This window comes from Avibacterium avium (genome assembly GCF_900454535.1).
GTDB lineage: Bacteria > Pseudomonadota > Gammaproteobacteria > Enterobacterales > Pasteurellaceae > Avibacterium > Avibacterium avium.
In genome coordinates this window covers 1,816,773-1,836,040 of sequence record NZ_UGSP01000001.1, presented here as the reverse complement: position 1 = coordinate 1,836,040, position 19,268 = coordinate 1,816,773, and the positions used below count along the sequence as shown (strand labels likewise).

Below are 19,268 nucleotides of genomic sequence, written 5' to 3'. Positions count from 1 at the left end.
AACTGGGCTGATTAGCCCTTTTTTTACGTCCTGAGTTTGATTAAGGAGGTTGTTTTGGCAACTTTAGAAGAGAAATTATCAGATTTATTAAAAGGTTCTATCGAAGATTTAGGCTGCGAACTTTGGGGTATTGAATGTCAGCGCGCAGGCCGTTTTTTAACCGTGCGTATTTATATTGATAAAGAAGGTGGCGTGAGTGTTGATGACTGTGCAGATGTAAGCCGTCAAGTTAGCGCCATTTTAGATGTGGAAGATCCGATTGCGGATAAATATAACCTTGAAGTGTCCTCACCGGGCGTAGATCGTCCATTATTTACCCTTGAACAATATCAACGCTATATTGGCGAAGAAATTGTGGTGCATTTGCGTATTCCTGTGTTGGAACGCCGTAAATGGCAAGGTAAATTGGAAAAAATTGAAAATGATATGATCACCTTGCTCGTAGATGGGCAACCGCAAGTATTGGTATTTGGCAACATTCAAAAAGCCAATGTGGTAGCAAAATTTTAATTTTAGATAGGAAGAATAAAAATGAGTAAAGAGATTTTATTGGCGGCAGAAGCCGTATCAAATGAAAAATTATTACCACGCGAAAAGATTTTTGAAGCACTAGAAAGTGCCATTGCCCTTTCTACTAAAAAGAAATACGAGCAAGAAATTGATGTGCGTGTGGTGATCGATCCAAAAACTGGTGAATTTGACACTTTCCGCCGTTGGTTAGTGGTGGACGAAGTGACTAACCCAACAAAAGAAATCACCCTTGAAGCGGCACAATTTGAAGATCCAAATGTGCAAGTGGGCGATTATGTGGAAGATCAAATCGAATCGGTGGCCTTTGACCGTATTACAATGCAAACCGCACGCCAAGTGATCAGCAGCAAAATCCGTGAAGCGGAGCGTAATAAAATCGTTGAGCAATTCCGCTCTAATGAGGGCGAAATTGTTACGGGAACGGTGAAAAAAGTAAACCGTGAAAATATTATTTTAGATTTAGGTCAGCAAGCGGAAGCGGTGATTTTGCGTGAAGATATGTTACCGCGCGAGAATTTCCGCCCTGGTGATCGTGTGCGTGGCGTGTTATATCGCGTTAGCCCAGAAAGCAAAGGCGCACAGCTTTTTGTTACCCGTGCAAAACCTGAAATGATCATTGAGCTTTTCCGTATTGAAGTGCCAGAAATTGGTGAAGAGCTAATTGAAATTAAAGGTGCAGCGCGTGACCCAGGTTCGCGTGCCAAAATTGCTGTGAAAAGCAATGATAAACGTATTGATCCAGTGGGTGCTTGCGTGGGTATGCGTGGCGCGCGTGTGCAAGCCATCACCAATGAATTAGGTGGTGAGCGTGTGGACATCGTATTGTGGGACGACAATCCTGCACAATTTGTGATTAACGCAATGGCACCAGCCGATGTAACGTCTATCGTGGTTGATGAAGATAACCATTCTATGGATATTGCCGTTGAAGCAGAAAACTTACCACAAGCCATCGGACGCAATGGTCAAAACGTACGTTTAGCCAAACAGCTTACAGGTTGGGCGTTAAATGTAATGACCACAGAAGAGCTAAATGAAAAACATCAAGCTGAAGATAACAAAGTGTTGAAACTCTTTATGAACGCCTTAGAAATTGACGAAGAATTCGCGCAAATTCTGGTTGAAGAGGGCTTCACTAATTTAGAAGAATTAGCTTATGTGCCAGTGAGCGAATTAACCGCGATTGATGGTTTAGAAGATGAAGATTTAGTGGAAGAGTTGCAAACCCGCGCGAAAGATGCACTAACAGCCGCCGCATTAGCGGAAGAAGAAGCGTTAAAACAAGCGCATATTGAAGACAAGCTACTCAATCTTGAAGGAATGAACCGTCATCTTGCGTTCAAACTTGCAGAAAAACAAATCACCACCTTAGAAGAATTAGCGGAGCAAGGTGTTGATGATTTAGCCGATATTGAAGAATTAAGCGCTGAGCAGGCAGCGGATTTAATTATGGCAGCACGCAACATTTGTTGGTTCAGCGAAGAATAAAAAGGGGTGTAAAATTATGGTAGATGAAGTAAAAAAATCGGATGTACCGAAAAAATTAAGCATACAGCGCCGTACGAAAACCACGGCAAGCACCACAACCAGTACAGGTAAAAACAAAACTGTACAAGTGGAAGTGCGTAAAAAACGTACTGTGCCAACGGAAGCTGCTATCCGTGCGGAAGAAGAAGCACGCTTAAAAGCAAAACAAGAAGCGGAAAAGAAAGCGGCAGAAGAAAAAGCAGCCGCAGAAAAAGCGAAAAAAGACGCGGAAAAAGCTGAACAGGCAAAACGTCAAGCTGAACAAAAAGCGAAAGAAAAAGCAGAAAAATCAGCAAAAGAAACTGCCAACAAAGCGGTTGATGAAGAAAAAGAACGCTTGAAAGCGGAAGAAGCTGAGTTACGCCGTAAAGCTGATGAATTAGCTCGTCAAAAAGCGGAAGAGCAAGCACGCAAAGCCGCAGAAGAAGCAAAACGTTATGCAGATCTTGCAAGTGCGGATGAAAAAAATGAAAATTCTGAAGATTATTCAGATTACCATCTCACTTCAAGCTATGCGCGTGAAGCGGAAGATGAAGAAGAACGCCGTAATGAAAATCGTGGACGTGGCAAAAATAAAGTAGCCAAAGCGAAAAAAGGCGGACGCGAAGACGATAGCAACAAAAACGAGCGTGAATCCAATCGCCGTAACCAAAAAGATGCTAAAGGCGGAAAAGGTTTTAAAGGTAAACAAGGCAAAAAAGGCAGCAGCTTACAACAAGGCTTTACTAAACCTGCCGCACCAGTAAACCGTGATGTGGTAATTGGTGAAACCATTACCGTGGCGGAATTAGCCAACAAAATGGCAGTGAAAGCCACCGAAATCATCAAAACAATGATGAAAATGGGCGAAATGGTCACCATCAACCAAGTGATCGACCAAGAAACCGCACAGCTTGTAGCCGAAGAAATGGGACACAAAGTGATCCTGCGTAAAGAAAATGAGCTAGAAGAATCTGTATTAGGCGATCGTGATGTGAATGCGGAAAAAGTAAATCGTGCGCCAGTGGTTACCATTATGGGACACGTTGACCACGGTAAAACCTCTTTACTTGACTACATTCGTAAAGCGAAAGTGGCAGCAGGCGAAGCGGGTGGGATTACCCAGCACATTGGTGCGTATCACGTTGAAACAGACGATGGCAAAATGATCACCTTCCTAGATACACCGGGGCACGCCGCCTTTACCTCAATGCGTGCGCGTGGAGCGAAAGCGACAGACATCGTAGTGCTTGTTGTTGCCGCTGATGACGGGGTGATGCCACAAACTATCGAAGCGATCCAACACGCGAAAGCGGCAGGTGTGCCGATTGTGGTGGCAGTGAACAAAATTGATAAACCTGAAGCCAACCCAGATCGCGTAGAGCAAGAATTATTGCAACACGAAGTGATCGCCGAGAAATTCGGGGGCGATACGCAGTTCGTTTACGTTTCAGCGAAAAAAGGAACGGGCGTTGATGAATTGCTTGATGCGATTTTATTGCAATCTGAAGTATTAGAACTCAGTGCAGTGAAAGATGGAATGGCAACGGGCGTGGTGATCGAATCTTACCTCGATAAAGGTCGTGGGCCAGTGGCAACAATCCTCGTTCAATCAGGCACATTACGCCGTGGTGACATTGTACTTTGTGGCTTTGAATATGGTCGTGTGCGTGCAATGCGTGATGAAAACGGTAAAGAAATTTCAGAAGCCGGCCCATCAATTCCTGTGGAAGTGCTAGGCTTATCGGGCGTGCCGTCAGCGGGTGATGAAGCTACTGTGGTGCGTGATGAGAAAAAAGCCCGCGAAGTGGCATTGTATCGTCAAGGTAAATTCCGCGAAGTGAAACTCGCTCGTCAGCAAAAAGCGAAACTTGAAAATATGTTTAGCAATATGGCAGAGGGCGATGTAGCAGAATTGAACGTTATCGTTAAAGCGGACGTTCAAGGTTCGGTAGAAGCGATCGTTCAAGCCTTACAAGAGCTTTCAACCCCAGAAGTGAAAGTGAATGTAGTCGGTTCTGGCGTGGGTGGAATTACTGAAACCGATGCAACCCTAGCCGCCGCATCTAACGCCATTATTGTAGGCTTTAACGTTCGTGCCGATGCTTCAGCACGCCGTATTATTGAAAATGAAAACATTGATTTACGTTATTATTCAATCATTTATGAACTACTTAACGAGATCAAAGCGGCGATGAGCGGTATGCTCCAACCTGAATTTAAACAAGAAATTATCGGGCTTGCTGAAGTGCGTGATGTCTTCCGCCATCCGAAATTCGGTGCGATTGCAGGTTGTATGGTGACAGAGGGCGTGGTGAAACGTAATAACCCAATCCGTGTATTACGCGACAACGTGGTAATCTTTGAAGGCGAATTGGAATCGCTCCGCCGCTTTAAAGATGATGTAGCCGAAGTGCGTAGTGGTATGGAATGTGGTATTGGTGTGAAAAACTACAACGATGTCAAAGTTGGCGACCAAATCGAAGTCTTTGAAGTGGTTGAAATTAAACGTTCAATTTAATGGCAAAAAGTGCGGTGTTTTTTGACCGCACTTTTCCTTATTAATAAAAAATTAATCACACAAATGTAAATAGGATAGGATTTTCGCCGCAGGCTAAGTGCTGCGCGATCACATCATTATCCTGTTTTTATTTATAGGAAAATAAAATGGCAAGAGAATTTAAACGCTCAGATCGCGTTGCGCAAGAATTACAAAAAGAAATTGCGGTGATTTTGCAACGCGAAGTGAAAGATCCGCGTATTGGAATGGTTACCGTGTCTGATGTGGAAGTATCGCGCGATTTGGCTTACGCAAAAGTGTTCGTAACTTTCTTATTTGATCAAGATGACAGCGTTATTGAAAGCGGAATGAAAGGGCTGGAAAAAGCCTCGCCTTATATTCGTTCTTTACTGGCTAAAGCAATGCGTTTGCGTATCGTGCCAGAGTTACGCTTTGTGTATGATAAATCCTTAGTGGAAGGAATGAAAATGTCCAACTTGGTGAGCGAAGTGATTCGTGATGATGAAAAACGCTACCAAGGTGATGCAGAAAGCCACGAAAACAATAAAGAAAACAGCAAAGAAAACAATGAGTAAGGCAAAAAATAAAGGCCGTCATATTCACGGCATTTTTTTGTTAGACAAACCGCAAGGGGCGAGTTCTAACCAAATTATGCAACAAGTAAAACGGCTTTTTCAGGCAAATAAAGCAGGGCATACCGGCGCGTTAGATCCCCTTGCTACAGGAATGTTGCCCATTTGTTTAGGTGAAGCCACCAAGTTTTCGCAATATTTGCTAGATTCTGATAAGCGTTATTTGGTTACGGCAAAATTGGGTGAGCGCACTGACACTTCTGACGCAGACGGACAAGTGGTTGAGCGCCGAGAAGTGCGGTCGGAAATTTCGCAAATTTTAACCGCACTTGAGCAATTCCGTGGTGAAATTATGCAAGTGCCAACCATGTTTTCAGCCTTAAAACATCAAGGAAAACCGCTTTATGAATATGCCCGCGCTGGGATCACCGTGGAGCGTGAAGCGCGTCCAATTACTATTTTTGAGCTGAAATTTATTGATTACCAAGCGCCTTATTTAACCTTAGAAGTGCATTGCTCAAAAGGCACTTATATTCGCACGTTAATTGATGACTTAGGCGAAGTGCTAGGCTGCGGCGCGCACGTTACGATGTTGCGCCGTCTTGCGGTGGCTGATTATCCACAACACGCAATGATGAGTTTAGAAGATCTCAAAGCCTTAAGCGAACAGCAAGATTTAAGCCTGTTAGATCAACATTTACTGCCAATGGACAGTGCAGTGAAATCCTTGCCTGCGTTGGCATTAAGTGCCGAACAGAGCCGAGCCGTTGGTTTTGGGCAGCGCGTGAAGTTTGATAATCCACAAGGCATTTATGGCCAAGTGCGGTTGTTTTCTGCCGAAAATCAATTTCTTGGTGTGGCAGAAGTGGATAAAAACAACGTTATCCGACCAAGCCGAATGGTGGCATTGAATTTGTTATGATCAGTGTTAAGGAAAGCGAATAAATAAAATAGGCGGAAAATTTCCGCCTTTTTTCTTATCAAATTTACGGCTTAAGCTTTTTTCAAAAACTCAGATTTTAACGAAAAACTTTGTCCATCAATTTTACAATCAACATCGTGATCGCCATCAACTAAACGGATATTTTTCGCTTTTGTGCCTTTTTTCAACACGATGGAAGAGCCTTTCACTTTCAAATCTTTGATCAAAATAACGCTATCACCGTCTTGCAATGGATTGCCGTTACTGTCTTTCACCACTTTTTCTTCGCTTTCATTTTCTTCATCACCAGACCATTCGTAAGCGCAATCAGGGCAAACGAAATTAAGGCCATCGTGATAGACATATTCCCCTTGGCATTTAGGGCAGATTGGTTGTTCCATATCATTTCCTTTATTTCATTGAATAAACCGCAAGTATAGCAAAGAAACGCACAGAATTCAGTGGTCATATTTGCTTATTCTGGAATTTTTAGTAAACTCAATTTTTTTATAAAAAAGGAAAAAATAATGAAAAAAACAACCGCACTTTTAGGTGCTATCTTACTTTCCACTGCCGTAGTGAGCCACGCCCATAATATTCAACTAAATGCCGATTTACCCAATGTAAACGTTTCGCAAAAAGGCGAATTAGTCCTGAAGAATCAAGATATTAGTTATCAACCTTGGCAAGCCAGCCAATTAAAAGGCAAGGTTCGAGTGTTACAACATATTGCAGGGCGCAGTGCGGTGAAGGAAAAAAACTTGCCGTTAATGGACGCAATCAAAAAACAGAAATTTAATGCCGCACTTTACCAAACTACTAATATTGTCAATGCTGATGACGCCATATTTGGCACAGGCGCTTTTGTAAGAAGCAGCGTAAAAGACGCAAAACAACAAAATCCACACAGCCAAGTAGTGCTTGATGAAAAAAGTGCGGTAAAAAATGCGTGGCAATTAAAAGAAAAAGAAAGCCTGATTGTCGTGCTAGATAAAAATGGCAAAGTAAAATTTGTACAAGAAGGTAAATTATCCCCTACACAAATTCAGCAAGTGATTGAATTAGTTAAACGTTTAGTGGAAAAATAATTTATAGAAAATCAACCTAATCTGACAGCACGACATTAAAAATGAGTGCTTGTCAGGTTAATTTGAGCTTAAAGCACCTATCCCGCAATTCTCTAAAAGCAAAATCTTCTTTTGTGTTTCAAATCTCATTTCATTCAATTTTGTGATTAAAGTCATAGTTAAGATAACCCTAAGTGGTTATACTCTAAATGATTCCAACAGATTTTGTACAGGACATAAAAACGTATTGTCCTAGAAATAGTTTATTCTAGGCATTGCTATTCTTTACAGTACGCTTGGTTTTTAAGGAGAATTTATGAGTATTTCATTAGAACAGTTAATTGCATGGCGCAGGGAGTTTCATCGTACGCCTGAAACGGGCTGGAGTGAGTTTTTAACCACAAGCAAAATTGCCGATTATTTATCTGCGCTCGGCTTTGAAATTTTGCTAGGTACACAAATTATTGATCTTGATTCCGTACGTGGGCGTAATAAAGCCATTGTAGAAAAAGGTATTCAGCGTGCTTTGTCGCAAGGAGCTAATCCACAATGGATTGAAAAAATGGAAAGTTATACAGGCTGTGTCGCAGTATTTGATTCTGGCAAAGCAGGAAAAACTATTGCCTTGCGTTTTGATATTGATTGTGTGGACGTGCAGGAGAGCCATAGTCCAGAACATCGTCCAAATCAACTGGGTTTTGCTTCAATCAATGAGGGTGAAATGCACGCTTGTGGCCATGATGGACATATTAGTATCGGGCTTGGTGTGGCTCATTGGATTATGCAAAATAAAGGCAAGCTCACAGGCAAAATCAAACTTGTGTTCCAACCTGCGGAAGAAGGGGTTCGTGGTGCTGCTGCGATTGCCGCAAGTGGTATTATTGATGATGCAGATTATTTTGCCAGTTCACATATTAGTTTTTGTGCGACCACAGGCACAGTGCTAGCCAATCCAAAAAACTTCCTTTCTACCACCAAAATTGATATTCGTTATAAAGGAAAACCATCGCACGCAGGTGCTGCACCACATTTAGGGCATAACGCACTGTTAGCTGGTGCGCACGCTGTTACCCAATTACAAGGCATTGCACGCCACGGTTCAGGTATGACTCGCATTAATGTAGGTGTGTTTAATGCAGGTTCTGGGCGAAATGTAATTCCATCTGATGCGGAATTAAAACTTGAAGTACGCGGTGAAAATAAAGAGATTAATCAATATATGGTTGATCAAGTAATGCAGATCGCAAAAGGGATTGCCGTGAGTTTTGATGTTGATTATGAAACGGAAATTATGGGCGAAGCGGTGGATATGAATAATGATGACGAATTGGTTTCATTGGTTCGTGAAATTGCTCAGCAACAACCAGAAATTCATAGTGTTGATAGAGAATATGCTTTTAATGCCAGTGAAGATGCTACAATTTTAGGACGACGTGTACAGGAACACGGCGGTAAAGCCATTTACTTTATTATTGGGGCTGATCGTATGGCAGAGCATCATCAAGCAGAATTTGATTTTGATGAGAATCAACTCCTAACTGGTGTAAATATTTATAGCGACTTATTAGCACGTTTATTGGGGTAACAATATGACAATTGATATGCAACGCGTTAAAACCATAATTGAAAAACTCGCACTAATGACTAGTGTTGAAGGTGAGCTAACGCGCTTAGCCTTTACTGCTGAAGACAACGCTGCTTATGATTATATCATTGGGTTATGCCAAAATTATGATTTACAAATCCACCGTGATGAAATTGGTAATTTATTTATTCGTCGCAAAGGTGAAAATGATAGTTTACCTGCAGTCAGTTTTGGTTCACATATTGATACAGTGATTAATGCAGGGAAATTTGATGGCCCATTGGGAGCTATTGCGGGTCTTGAAATTCTGTTCCAAGCTTGCGAACAAAATATCAAAACACGTTATCCGCTTGAGTTAATTATTTTTACTTGTGAAGAATCAAGCCGCTTTAATTATGCGACTTTGGGTAGCAAAGTAATGTGCGGCATAACTAATAAAGAAACCTTAAGCAAATTGCTTGATAAACAAGGTCATAGTTTAGCGGAAGCAATGTCATCAGTCGGTTTAGATTTCGATAAAATTGAATATGCCAGACGCAATGGAGATGAATTTAAATGTTTTGTTGAATTGCATATTGAGCAAGGTCCACGCTTGGAAAATGAAAATAAAACCATTGGTATCGTGGTAGGCATTGCTGCACCAATCCGTTGTATTGTTAAAATTAAAGGGCAAGCCGACCACTCTGGCGCAACGGCGATGCATTATCGTCACGATGCTTTATTAGGTGGGGCAGAACTTGCTTTAGCGATAGAACAAGCTGCAATTCAAGCAGGACATTCAACGGTTGCTACCGTTGGAAATTTAACAGCGAAACCTGGTGTAATGAACGTTGTTCCAGGTTATTGTGAATTATTAGTCGATATTCGTGGTATTCACCAACAAGCTCGAGAATCTGTATTTATCGCATTAGAAAATCAGATCGAGCAAGTGAGTAAAAAACGCGGATTAAATATTGAGTTGCAAGTTATTTCAAAAGACACGCCGATTGTATTAGCAGAAAATATGGTTAATTCAATCACGAATGCGACTCAAAGCTTGGGTTATAGTTACGAGCTTATGCCAAGTGGTGCAGGGCATGATGCTATGCATATGGCAACAATTTGCCCAACAGGTATGATTTTTGTTCCATCAAAAAATGGTATTAGCCATAATCCATTAGAATTTACGGATTGGAAAGATATTGAAGCTGGTATTAACGTGATGCAGAAAGTTGTGCTTGAGCAAGCAGAGATTTTATAAAGTAATAAAAAAGCTAGTCAGGCTAAAGACACAATTTGTTTATTACCAAATCCCCCCCAATTTCTACAAATAATAAAAAAACCACCGCACTTAAGTGCGGTGATTTTTTCTCAATTTTTTTAGTTTTTATTAAGCCAGTTCAGCGCGTAATTTCTTCGTCACATCAACCATCACTTGAAGCTGTTGTAAGGTTTCTGTCCAGCCGCGAGTTTTTAAGCCACAGTCTGGATTTACCCATAAACGCTCTTTTGGTACCACTTTCAAGGCTTTGCGTAGCAGATGTTCAATTTCCTCTGGTTTTGGTACGCGTGGGCTATGAATGTCGTACACGCCCGGGCCGATGTCGTTCGGATATTTGAAATCAGCGAACGCGTTTAACAATTCCATATCCGAACGTGAAGTTTCAATGGTGATCACGTCTGCATCCAGTGCCGCGATGGCTGGCAAGATGTCGTTAAATTCGGAATAACACATATGGGTGTGAATTTGTGTATCATCTTGCACGCCCATTGAGCTTAAACGGAACGCTTCGCCTGCCCATTGGAGATACGCGTCCCAGTCTGCACGCTTAAGCGGTAAGCCTTCGCGGATTGCTGGTTCGTCAATTTGGATCACTTTAATTCCTGCTTTTTCTAAATCTAACACTTCATCAGACAATGCTACGCCGATTTGTTTACACACGGTCGCACGCGGAATATCGTTACGCACGAACGACCATTGTAAAATTGTAACAGGGCCAGTGAGCATTCCTTTCATTACTTTGCTGGTTAGGCTTTGTGCATATTGCGACCAACGAACCGTCATCGGCACAGGGCGAACGACATCACCGTAAATAATTGGCGGCTTAACGCAACGTGAACCGTAGCTTTGCACCCAGCCGAATTTGGTGAAGGCGAAACCATCTAATAATTCCCCGAAGTATTCCACCATATCGTTACGTTCCGCTTCACCGTGAACGAGGACATCAAGGTCGAGTTTTTCTTGCTCACGCACCACCAACTCGATTTCTTTTTTCATCGCCGCTTCGTAATCTTCAAGGCTCAGCGTACCTTTTTTGAATTGGGCGCGAGCTTGACGAATTTCGCTAGTTTGTGGGAATGAACCAATATTCGTGGTTGGCAGCAAAGGTAAATTTAGCCACGCATTTTGTTTTGCAATACGCTCAGCAAATGGCGATTTACGTTGATCTGCGCCTGCTGGTAAATTAGCTAAACGTTCAGCCACTTCAGGGCGGTGAATTTCAGTGCTATTGGCTCGTGCATCTGCAGCAGCTTGGCTAGCATCTAATTCTACTTGAACGGCAGCACGGCCTTGCTCAAGTGCGGTCTTAATTACCGATAATTCTTGCACTTTTTGAAGCGTAAACGCCAGCCAGTTATAAAGCTCAGGTTTATTTTCTTTTAATTGCACTTCCACCGATAAATCATAAGGGCTATGCAATAACGAGCAGCTTGGCGCAATCCATAAACGCTCGCCCAATTTCGCTTTTAACGGCTCAAGCACATCTAGCACTTGGTTGAGATTCGCACGCCATACGTTGCGTCCGTCAATCACACCAGCTGAAAGCACTTTGTCATAATCGGCAAAGGCAGCCAGTTGCTCAGGCGCTCGCACTAAATCAATGTGTAAGCCGTCCACTGGTAAGGATTTCAATAAGTTAGCGTGTTCTGCCACAGAGCCAAAATAGGTCGCGAGTAACAATTTCGCGTTTACTTTTTCGCTTAGCTCAGCATAAACCGCTTGATATGCCGCGATCCACTCAGCAGGTAAATCTACCGCAAGGGCAGGCTCGTCAATTTGAATCCATTCCACCCCTTCTGCCGCTAACGCATTGAGAATTTCCACATAAACAGGCACGAGTTTGTTTAATAATTCAAAGCGATCAAAGGCTTCACCTTTTTCTTTACCTAAATGTAAGAACGTCAATGGGCCAACAATGGTCGGTTTCACATTTAAACCAAGGGCTTTTGCTTCACGAATTTGTTGCACATAATGGGCTGGGTTGGCTTTAAATTCCGTGTTTTTGTGAAATTCTGGCACAAGGTAGTGATAGTTGGTGTCGAACCATTTTGTCATCTCAATGGCGAATTGATCTTTATTCCCACGCGCCAGTTGGAAATATTGGTCAAGGGTTAAGTTTTGGCTGTCGAAACCAAAACGCGCAGGAATTGCCCCTGTTGCCACTTGTAGATCTAAAATATGATCGTAGAAGGTGAAATCAGCCACCGCGACATAATCCGCCTTCGCCGCCGCTTGGTGCTTCCAGTTGATCTCACGCAATGCTTTTGCGATGTCTAATAAATCTTGTTCTGCAATATCCCCACGCCAATAACGCTCTTGAGCAAATTTAAGCTCACGTTTTGCACCAACGCGAGGAAAACCTAAAACGTGAAATGTTGTCATAATCAAACTCCTGTCTTTGTGATTTAATCAAATAGACGTCTAAACGTCTTTCTTGTGTTTAATAATGCCGAAAGGCTCTGTATTATGCAACGTCATAATTTTCACGTTTTGTATGAATAAAATTAATGTAGAACATCTGACAAAAGGAAAAAATTCAACAAAAAACCACCGCTCTTTTAAGTTTATAAGACAAAGTGCGGTGGTTTTTGTGTATAATTTTATCCCTTGTTTTTTATCTGAATGTTGTGATGAAACCCATATTTCTTGAACTTCGCCATTTGAAAACCCTTTTAGCTTTGAAAGAGACGGGCAGTGTTTCTTTGGCGGCTAAACGTGTGTATCTCACCCAATCGGCTCTTTCTCATCAAATTAAATTGTTGGAAGAGCAATACGGCTTGCCGTTATTTGAGCGTAAAAGCCAACCCCTGCGTTTTACTTCGGCGGGGGAGCGGTTAATTAAGTTGGCGAATGATATTTTGCCGAAAGTGGTGGAGGCGGAGCGAGATTTGGCGCGAGTTAAGCAAGGTGAGGCGGGTGAGTTGCGCATTGCGGTGGAGTGCCATACTTGTTTTGATTGGCTGATGCCGGCAATGGATAGCTTTCGTCAGAATTGGCCGTTGGTAGAATTGGATATTGTATCGGGTTTTCATACGGATACGGTGGGCTTGCTGCTCAGCCATCGTGCCGATTGGGCGGTGGTTTCGGAAATTGAAGAAACCGCAGGCATTGTGCATAAGCCGTTGTTTTCTTATGAAATGGTGGGCTTGTGTGCCAAAGATCATCCTTTAGCGAATAAAGATATTTGGCAAGCGGAAGATTTTATCGATCAAACCTTAATTACCTATCCTGTGCCTGATGATATGCTGGATTTGCTGAAAAAAGTGTTAAATCCGAAAGGCATTAATCCAACACGCCGCACCAGTGAATTAACCATTGCGATTATTCAGTTAGTGGCGAGCAAACGTGGGATTGCGGCGTTGCCATTTTGGGCGGCCAAACCTTATTTAGATCGTGGTTATATTGTGGCGAAAAAAATTACCAATCAAGGGCTATACAGCAATCTTTATGCGGCATTTCGTGAAATGGACGCTGACGTGGCGTTTGTTGATGATTTTTATCAAACCGTAAAAGCACAAAGTTTTTCTACCTTACCGGGATTATCTGTTTTAGATGAGTAGTAGTAACCAACCAGCACAACATAACAGCCCAATTTGGGCGGCAGCCAAGGCGGCATTTCCTTATTCTCTGCCAATGGTGATCGGCTTTCTTTTTCTTGGCGTGGCTTACGGCCTTTATATGAAAGCCCTAGGCTTTGGCGCGTGGTATCCCTTTTTTATGGCGGCATTAATTTACGCAGGATCAGTCGAATTTATTGTTGCAGGGGCATTAGTGATGGCTTTCGCGCCTTTGCATATTTTCTTGCTGACCTTAATGGTGAGCTTACGCCAGCTCTTTTATAGTCTTTCTATGCTGGAAAAATATCATTCAAAATTGGGCAAAAAGCGCTGGTATTTGATCAGCACGCTGGTAGATGAAAGTTTTTCGCTCAATTATATGGCGAAAATTCCACCGCACTTAGACAAAGGTTGGTATATGCTTTTTGTCAGCCTATATTTGCATTGCTATTGGGTGATTGGCGCGGTGCTAGGCAATCTTTTTGGTGATGTGATTCCATTCGATTTGAAAGGCATTGAATTTGCGATGATGGCACTTTTTTTAGTGATTTTTGCAGAAAATTGGATGAAAGAAAAATCCCACGAAAGTTCCTTATTAGGTTTGGGGATCGCCTTGCTTTGCTTAGTGGTGGTGGGGAAAAATCACTTTTTAATTCCAACCCTGATTGGTATTTTAGTGGCGCTCAGCCTGTGGCGGCCAAAATTAACCAGCAAATTAGAAAAGGTGGATTAAATGACATTAACTGAACAGATTATCACTATTGGTATTGCCATCTTAGCGGTGCAACTTTGTCGTGTTTTGCCCTTTGTGATCTTTCCTGCACATCGCCCTGTTCCGCCTTATATTCGCTATTTAGGCAAAGTGTTACCGGGTGCAATGTTTGGAATGTTGGTGGTGTATTGCTACAAAAATATTGATTTTTCCACCGCCTATTTTGGCGCGCCCGATTTTATTGCGGGAGCGGTGGTTTTAGGCTTACATTTTTGGAAAAAGAATATGTTTTTGTCGATGATCGCAGGCACGGCATTGTATATGTTTTTAGTGCAAGCTGTTTTTGTGCATTAACATTGAATTTTTTATTTTTCTTGCTGTCTGAGTGTAGACAATATATTCATAGACATTTCCTTAAGGATTTTATCTTGGAGAAGATAATGAAAAAAACAAATTTATTTTTAACCACCTTATTTGCAAGTGCAACTGTATTATTAGCAGGTTGTTCAGATCCTAAACCTACTACATCAGCGAAGGCACAAGCGCCTGCAACTGAGCAAACTGCAGAGCAAAAAGCCCCATCCGTGGTGGAAAAATCAACGCAGTCTTCTGGCTTTGTTCAGCACGTAAAAGGCAAAATTACAGGGTATGATTTTGACTCTTATAAATTCCCAGGCAAAAAAGGGGAAGTATTAACATTAACGTTAGATACCAAGGGCGATGCTGAAGCGTTCTTATTCGGTTATGATGATTATAGTTATGGCGAGTCATTCACTTTGCCTGAAACCACAGAATACGAAGTGCGTGTTGCTCAACCGCGTAACTCAGCAAGAAAGGATAAAAGTGCTGAATATGATTTAACCATTGAGGTTAAATAATCGTAGTTATCTATCCTTGCTAAGGCTGATCACACTGATCAGCCTTTTCTTTTTGTTGCAATGCTAAGTATTGTTCTAATAGTTCAATGGCTTCCAAACAACGTGCGCGGCGTTGTTGGGTGTGTGCGATGAGCTGTTGGAGCCGTTGTTTTTCCAATTCTTCTTGGGCTTGAAAATACTGATCTTGTTGCTGCTCAATTTTTGCATTTAAGGCTTGCAGGGCTTCGTAATATTTTTCTAAGCGTTCTCTTGGTGGCAGGCGATGAATGGCGTGTTGTTGCTTATCCTTAGCGGTGAGCGGCGCTTTTGTGGGATTACGCTGCGTTGTTTTTCTTGATTTCTGTTGTTTTATGGCATCTAGCAAGGCTTGTAATTGGGCAAGCAGTTTTTCGCTATAAAATTGACATTGAGCCTGTTCGTTTTCTTGCAAACGTGCGATTTGAGCAAGGGTGTTGTCTAATTCGGCGCGATAAAATTTGAATAGCTGGAAATCTTCACTAAATAAAGTGCGGTCAAATTTTGCATAAATTTTCTCAGTATCAGGCATTGGATATTGCTGATAACATTGCGTAATTTTTTGGCGTAACGCTTGAATGAGTTGAGTTTTGTTCATTTTTCCGTTCAATATTGATTTAGTGAGATTGGGTAGCGCGGAAATTATCGCATAAAAAAGGACATCTTGTGATGTCCTTTTTCTGTCTATCTTCTATCTAACATTGCTTATAAATACATTGCAGCCAACCAGCCGAAAATAATTAATGGAATGTTGTAGTGAATAAAGGTCGGCACGACAGAATCCCAAATGTGATCGTGTTTGCCGTCCATATTCAAGCCTGATGTTGGGCCGAGTGTGGAGTCGGAAGCTGGGGAGCCTGCATCACCGAGTGCGGCGGCCACGCCTACGATGGAAACCGTGGCTAATGGGCTAAATCCAAGGGTTAAACACAGTGGCACATAAATTGAGGTGATGATTGGCACCGTAGAGAAAGAGGATCCGATCCCCATTGTGATAAACAAGCCCACAATTAACATTAATAATGCGGCTAATCCTTTGTTGTCTGCGCCTAAGCCTTGGCTGAATGTGTCCACTAATTGGGTTACGCCGCCAGTGGCGTTAATCACCGCAGCAAAGCCTGATGCAGCAATCATCACAAAGCCGATCATTGCCATTAGGCGTAAGCCTTGTTGGAAAATATCGTTACTTTCTTTCAATTTGAAAATGCCACAAACAGCGAAAATGATTAAACCTGCTAAACCGCCGATAATGGTGGAATCAGTGAAAAGTTGTAAACCGAAAGTAACCACAATCGCAACAATGCTGGCGATAACGTGGAACGGTTTGATGTTCGCAATATGCTGTTCAATTTCTTGCGTGCTAAGGTTGTTGTCTGAAACGGCATATTCTCTTGGTTTGCGATAAGTGATGAACACGGCGGTGAGTAAACCTAAAATCATTCCAATCACCGGTAGCATCATTGCAAGGGAAACTTCGCCAACGCTGGTATGTAAGCCGAGCGGCGCGCCCACTTGGTTGATATTTTTTACCAAAATACTTTCGATAAAGATTTTTCCGAATCCCACTGGCAAGAGCATATAAGTAGCGGTTAAACCGAATGTCAGCACACAAGCCACGGCGCGGCGGTCAATTTTCAATTTATTGAAAATGGCGAGCAGTGGTGGGATCACAATAGGAATAAAGGCGATATGCACAGGCAATAAGTTTTGTGATGAAATAGAGAAAATCACCAACACTGCCAAAATGAAATATTTAAATGTCGCCATTGAAAGCCCGTTTGGCGAATGGCCGAGTTTTTGGATCACTTTGAAAGCAAGCAAATCGGTAATGCCTGATTTAGAAATTGCCACAGCAAATGCACCTAAAATAGCGTAGTTCATCGCCACTTCAGCGCCGCCGCCTAAGCCACCCGTAAAGGTTTGAATGGTTTCGCTCATTGTTAAATTGCTGCATAAGCCTGCGGTTAGCGCGGAAATGATCAAAGCAATCACCACGTTAATGCGCAATAAACTTAACGCAAGCAATACAATGATAGAAATCACAACAGGATTGGAAAGTAACATTGCATTGTCCTTATTTAAGAGAAAAAGAAAGTTTATAAAAAAATTACCGCACTTATTCTGTTATTTGATGGGGAAAACCACCTAATTGTTTGAGATGATTTACCATATAACAGAATAATTCTGCGGTGCGTTCTGTATCATATAAAGCGGAATGCGCTTGTTTATGATCAAAAGGAATGTTCGCCGCTTGGCAGGCTTTCACCAGTACCGTTTGACCGAACATAAATCCGCTTAATGTGGCGGTGTCAAACATTCCAAAAGGGTGGAATGGATTGCGTTTGGCTTGCACGCGCTCAGCCGCCGCCATTAAGAAACTTTGGTCGAAAGTGGCATTATGCGCCACGATAATGGAACGTTGGCATTCCGCTTGTTTTTGTGCTTGACGCACCATTTTGAATAATTCACTAATGGCGATATTTTCCGAAATCGCACCACGCAAGGGGTTATCAATATCAATGCCGTTAAATTTGAGTGAATCAGGATTGATATTCGCCCCTTCAAAAGGTTGAATATGAAAATGGCACTTTTGATCGGGTAATAAGAACCCATTTTCGTCCATTTTTACCGTAATAGCGGCGATTTCAAGTAACGCATCAGTTTTTGCGTTAAAGCCTGCGGTTTCTACATCAATAATCACGGGCAAGTAGCCACGAAAGCGGTTTTTCAGCAAATTATAATTAATGGGTTCGCTTGTTGTCATAACATTATGGACTATCAGATCAAAGGTGAGATAAAAAGTGCGGTGTAAAATTTGCGAAAATTTCCACCGCGCTTTTTAACAAATTATTTTAGCTTAGTTGCCTAATCCAGCTTGCGCATTTTTATTTTCGATAAACTCGATTTTGTAACCATCAGGATCTTCCACGAAGGCAATCACTGTTTTGCCACCTTTTACTGGACCCGGCTCACGAGTAACTTTTCCGCCTGCTTGGCGAACGGCTTCGCAAGTGGCATAAATATCGTCCACGCCGATAGCGATATGCCCATAAGCATTGCCAAGATCGTATTCGTGCACGCCCCAGTTGTAGGTTAATTCAAGCACAGAAGCTTTGTCTTCATCGTCATAACCTAAAAAAGCAAGGGTATATTTATATTCTGGGTTTTCGCTGGTGCGTAATAAACGCATTCCTAACACATCTTGATAAAATTTAATCGAACGATCTAAATCGCCCACGCGTAACATTGTATGTAAAATTCGCATAATCATCTCCAATCATCAGAAAATTCTAGGCATTATGCCATAGTCAGGGGTAAAAAGCATTACAGAGTTTTGCTTAAAACAAGGCTTATTTTTGCGTGTAATCGCGTGCGCCAAAAATTGCTGTGCCAATGCGAACCATTGTTGAACCACATTCAATGGCGGCAGTTAAATCGTCTGACATTCCCATTGAAAGGGTGTCAATTTGGCATTCAGGCAGCGCACGTTTAAGCTGCTCGAAAAGCTGCTGCATTTGCATAAAGGCTTGTTTTTGTTGATGAATATCATCTGTTGGCGCAGGAATTGCCATTAACCCACGCAAACATAAGTGCGGTAGATTTTTGATGTGTTTTGCCAAATCCAGCATTTCCGCAGGTTGAATGCCTGATTTACTGCTTTCATCGCTAATATTAATTTGAATCAGCACATTCAACGGTTTTTTGTAGTGGGGACGCTGATCATTAAGACGATCGGCAATCTTGGCGCGATCAAGGGTTTGTATCCAATCAAAATGTTCCGCCACTAAACGGGTTTTGTTTGATTGCAACGGCCCGATGAAATGCCATTCGAGATCGAAACCTTGCCCCTCAAAATGCTGGATTTTTTCTACCCCCTCTTGCACATAGTTTTCGCCAAATTGACGTTGTCCCGCTTGGTAGGCAGTCAAAATGGCTTCTACGGGCTTGGTTTTGCTCACCGCCAATAGAGTGATATCCGTGTTGGCTCGCTGAGCTTGCTCGCACGCTTGTTGGATTTGTGTTTGCACCTGTTGTAAATTTTGTTGAATGGTCATTGCTGGTTTACCTATATCCTATGAAGTTTCGCATTATTTTAACAAAATCATTCTATATTATTCATTTTCTGTTTGACAAGGCGTGA

19 protein-coding genes are annotated in these 19,268 nt (G+C 42.1%); 12 read left to right on the top strand and 7 right to left on the bottom strand.

Annotation, left to right across the window (positions count from 1 at the left end):
- Positions 1 to 54 precede the first annotated feature (54 nt).
- The 5 genes from rimP (at position 55) to truB (ending at position 6,052) form a co-directional block, all read left to right on the top strand.
- On the top strand, positions 55 to 510 hold the full coding sequence (rimP, locus tag DYC50_RS08925; RefSeq protein WP_115249882.1) for a ribosome maturation factor RimP: 456 nt from the start codon (positions 55 to 57) through the stop codon (positions 508 to 510).
- Positions 511 to 531: 21 nt separating this feature from the next.
- Positions 532 to 2,019: a transcription termination factor NusA gene (gene nusA / locus DYC50_RS08920; protein WP_103852568.1), complete on the top strand. Its 1,488-nt coding sequence runs from the start codon at positions 532 to 534 to the stop codon at positions 2,017 to 2,019.
- Between the two features lie 16 nt (positions 2,020 to 2,035).
- Positions 2,036 to 4,558 carry a translation initiation factor IF-2 gene (gene infB / locus DYC50_RS08915; protein ID WP_115249881.1) on the top strand — a complete coding sequence of 841 codons (2,523 nt, stop codon included), beginning with the start codon at positions 2,036 to 2,038 and terminating at the stop codon, positions 4,556 to 4,558.
- Between the two features lie 146 nt (positions 4,559 to 4,704).
- Positions 4,705 to 5,133: a 30S ribosome-binding factor RbfA gene (rbfA, locus tag DYC50_RS08910; protein WP_115249880.1), complete on the top strand. Its 429-nt coding sequence runs from the start codon at positions 4,705 to 4,707 to the stop codon at positions 5,131 to 5,133.
- Positions 5,126 to 6,052, top strand: a complete 927-nt coding sequence (truB, locus tag DYC50_RS08905; protein WP_115249879.1) for a tRNA pseudouridine(55) synthase TruB — start codon at positions 5,126 to 5,128, stop codon at positions 6,050 to 6,052. The genes rbfA and truB overlap by 8 nt, the downstream gene beginning before the upstream one ends.
- Before the next feature lie 71 nt (positions 6,053 to 6,123).
- Here truB and DYC50_RS08900 read toward each other — a convergent pair whose 3' ends face one another.
- The gene (locus DYC50_RS08900; RefSeq protein ID WP_115249878.1) at positions 6,124 to 6,453 is read right to left on the bottom strand and encodes a zinc ribbon domain-containing protein YjdM; all 330 of its coding nucleotides are present in this window, start codon (positions 6,451 to 6,453) and stop codon (positions 6,124 to 6,126) included.
- Between the two features lie 123 nt (positions 6,454 to 6,576).
- Here DYC50_RS08900 and DYC50_RS08895 point away from each other — a divergent pair, with 123 nt between their 5' ends.
- From DYC50_RS08895 to DYC50_RS08885, 3 genes are all read left to right on the top strand, one after another.
- Positions 6,577 to 7,140, top strand: a complete 564-nt coding sequence (locus DYC50_RS08895; RefSeq protein WP_172459101.1) for a YtfJ family protein — start codon at positions 6,577 to 6,579, stop codon at positions 7,138 to 7,140.
- A 295-nt stretch (positions 7,141 to 7,435) separates the two neighbouring features.
- Positions 7,436 to 8,704 carry a M20 family metallo-hydrolase gene (locus tag DYC50_RS08890; RefSeq protein ID WP_115249876.1) on the top strand — a complete coding sequence of 423 codons (1,269 nt, stop codon included), beginning with the start codon at positions 7,436 to 7,438 and terminating at the stop codon, positions 8,702 to 8,704.
- A gap of 4 nt (positions 8,705 to 8,708) precedes the next feature.
- A complete protein-coding gene (locus tag DYC50_RS08885) occupies positions 8,709 to 9,944 on the top strand; it encodes a Zn-dependent hydrolase (RefSeq protein ID WP_115249875.1) in 1,236 nt (411 codons plus the stop codon).
- Positions 9,945 to 10,073: 129 nt separating this feature from the next.
- On the opposite strand, the gene metE is transcribed toward DYC50_RS08885, so the two are convergent.
- Complete coding sequence (gene metE / locus DYC50_RS08880) at positions 10,074 to 12,347, bottom strand: 5-methyltetrahydropteroyltriglutamate--homocysteine S-methyltransferase (RefSeq protein WP_115249874.1); 2,274 nt, start codon at positions 12,345 to 12,347, stop codon at positions 10,074 to 10,076.
- A gap of 248 nt (positions 12,348 to 12,595) precedes the next feature.
- Here metE and DYC50_RS08875 point away from each other — a divergent pair, with 248 nt between their 5' ends.
- From DYC50_RS08875 to DYC50_RS08860, 4 genes are all read left to right on the top strand, one after another.
- Entirely contained in the window at positions 12,596 to 13,525 is a 930-nt protein-coding gene (locus DYC50_RS08875) for a LysR family transcriptional regulator (protein ID WP_115249873.1), read from the top strand.
- Complete coding sequence (locus tag DYC50_RS08870; protein WP_115249872.1) at positions 13,518 to 14,255, top strand: AzlC family ABC transporter permease; 738 nt, start codon at positions 13,518 to 13,520, stop codon at positions 14,253 to 14,255. The genes DYC50_RS08875 and DYC50_RS08870 overlap by 8 nt, the downstream gene beginning before the upstream one ends.
- Entirely contained in the window at positions 14,256 to 14,588 is a 333-nt protein-coding gene (locus tag DYC50_RS08865) for a branched-chain amino acid transporter permease (RefSeq protein ID WP_115249871.1), read from the top strand.
- An 86-nt stretch (positions 14,589 to 14,674) separates the two neighbouring features.
- Positions 14,675 to 15,112 carry a PPC domain-containing protein gene (locus DYC50_RS08860; RefSeq protein ID WP_115249870.1) on the top strand — a complete coding sequence of 146 codons (438 nt, stop codon included), beginning with the start codon at positions 14,675 to 14,677 and terminating at the stop codon, positions 15,110 to 15,112.
- A 19-nt stretch (positions 15,113 to 15,131) separates the two neighbouring features.
- Here DYC50_RS08860 and priC read toward each other — a convergent pair whose 3' ends face one another.
- The 5 genes from priC to DYC50_RS08835 form a co-directional block, all read right to left on the bottom strand.
- Positions 15,132 to 15,725 (bottom strand): primosomal replication protein PriC, encoded by a 594-nt coding sequence (priC, locus tag DYC50_RS08855; protein ID WP_115249869.1) that lies wholly within the window; start codon positions 15,723 to 15,725, stop codon positions 15,132 to 15,134.
- Positions 15,726 to 15,832: 107 nt separating this feature from the next.
- Positions 15,833 to 17,191, bottom strand: coding sequence for a Na+/H+ antiporter family protein (locus DYC50_RS08850; protein WP_103852752.1), 1,359 nt, complete (start codon positions 17,189 to 17,191; stop codon positions 15,833 to 15,835).
- 52 nt (positions 17,192 to 17,243) lie between these two features.
- Positions 17,244 to 17,891, bottom strand: a complete 648-nt coding sequence (gene rnt / locus DYC50_RS08845; protein ID WP_103855821.1) for a ribonuclease T — start codon at positions 17,889 to 17,891, stop codon at positions 17,244 to 17,246.
- A gap of 93 nt (positions 17,892 to 17,984) precedes the next feature.
- The gene (gene gloA / locus DYC50_RS08840) at positions 17,985 to 18,392 is read right to left on the bottom strand and encodes a lactoylglutathione lyase (protein ID WP_103852751.1); all 408 of its coding nucleotides are present in this window, start codon (positions 18,390 to 18,392) and stop codon (positions 17,985 to 17,987) included.
- An 85-nt stretch (positions 18,393 to 18,477) separates the two neighbouring features.
- Positions 18,478 to 19,182: a YggS family pyridoxal phosphate-dependent enzyme gene (locus DYC50_RS08835; RefSeq protein WP_115249868.1), complete on the bottom strand. Its 705-nt coding sequence runs from the start codon at positions 19,180 to 19,182 to the stop codon at positions 18,478 to 18,480.
- Positions 19,183 to 19,268 lie beyond the last annotated feature (86 nt).

Coding starts and splice junctions, on each gene's coding strand:
- DYC50_RS08900 (WP_115249878.1), bottom strand. CDS start 6,453: ATGGAACAACCAATCTGCCCTAAATGCCAAGGGGAATATGTCTATCAC.
- infB (WP_115249881.1), top strand. CDS start 2,036: ATGGTAGATGAAGTAAAAAAATCGGATGTACCGAAAAAATTAAGCATA.
- DYC50_RS08870 (WP_115249872.1), top strand. CDS start 13,518: ATGAGTAGTAGTAACCAACCAGCACAACATAACAGCCCAATTTGGGCG.
- rbfA (WP_115249880.1), top strand. CDS start 4,705: ATGGCAAGAGAATTTAAACGCTCAGATCGCGTTGCGCAAGAATTACAA.
- DYC50_RS08865 (WP_115249871.1), top strand. CDS start 14,256: ATGACATTAACTGAACAGATTATCACTATTGGTATTGCCATCTTAGCG.
- nusA (WP_103852568.1), top strand. CDS start 532: ATGAGTAAAGAGATTTTATTGGCGGCAGAAGCCGTATCAAATGAAAAA.
- DYC50_RS08875 (WP_115249873.1), top strand. CDS start 12,596: ATGAAACCCATATTTCTTGAACTTCGCCATTTGAAAACCCTTTTAGCT.
- DYC50_RS08850 (WP_103852752.1), bottom strand. CDS start 17,191: ATGTTACTTTCCAATCCTGTTGTGATTTCTATCATTGTATTGCTTGCG.
- DYC50_RS08860 (WP_115249870.1), top strand. CDS start 14,675: ATGAAAAAAACAAATTTATTTTTAACCACCTTATTTGCAAGTGCAACT.
- metE (WP_115249874.1), bottom strand. CDS start 12,347: ATGACAACATTTCACGTTTTAGGTTTTCCTCGCGTTGGTGCAAAACGT.
- DYC50_RS08890 (WP_115249876.1), top strand. CDS start 7,436: ATGAGTATTTCATTAGAACAGTTAATTGCATGGCGCAGGGAGTTTCAT.
- rnt (WP_103855821.1), bottom strand. CDS start 17,891: ATGACAACAAGCGAACCCATTAATTATAATTTGCTGAAAAACCGCTTT.
- priC (WP_115249869.1), bottom strand. CDS start 15,725: ATGAACAAAACTCAACTCATTCAAGCGTTACGCCAAAAAATTACGCAA.
- gloA (WP_103852751.1), bottom strand. CDS start 18,392: ATGCGAATTTTACATACAATGTTACGCGTGGGCGATTTAGATCGTTCG.
- DYC50_RS08885 (WP_115249875.1), top strand. CDS start 8,709: ATGACAATTGATATGCAACGCGTTAAAACCATAATTGAAAAACTCGCA.
- DYC50_RS08835 (WP_115249868.1), bottom strand. CDS start 19,182: ATGACCATTCAACAAAATTTACAACAGGTGCAAACACAAATCCAACAA.
- truB (WP_115249879.1), top strand. CDS start 5,126: ATGAGTAAGGCAAAAAATAAAGGCCGTCATATTCACGGCATTTTTTTG.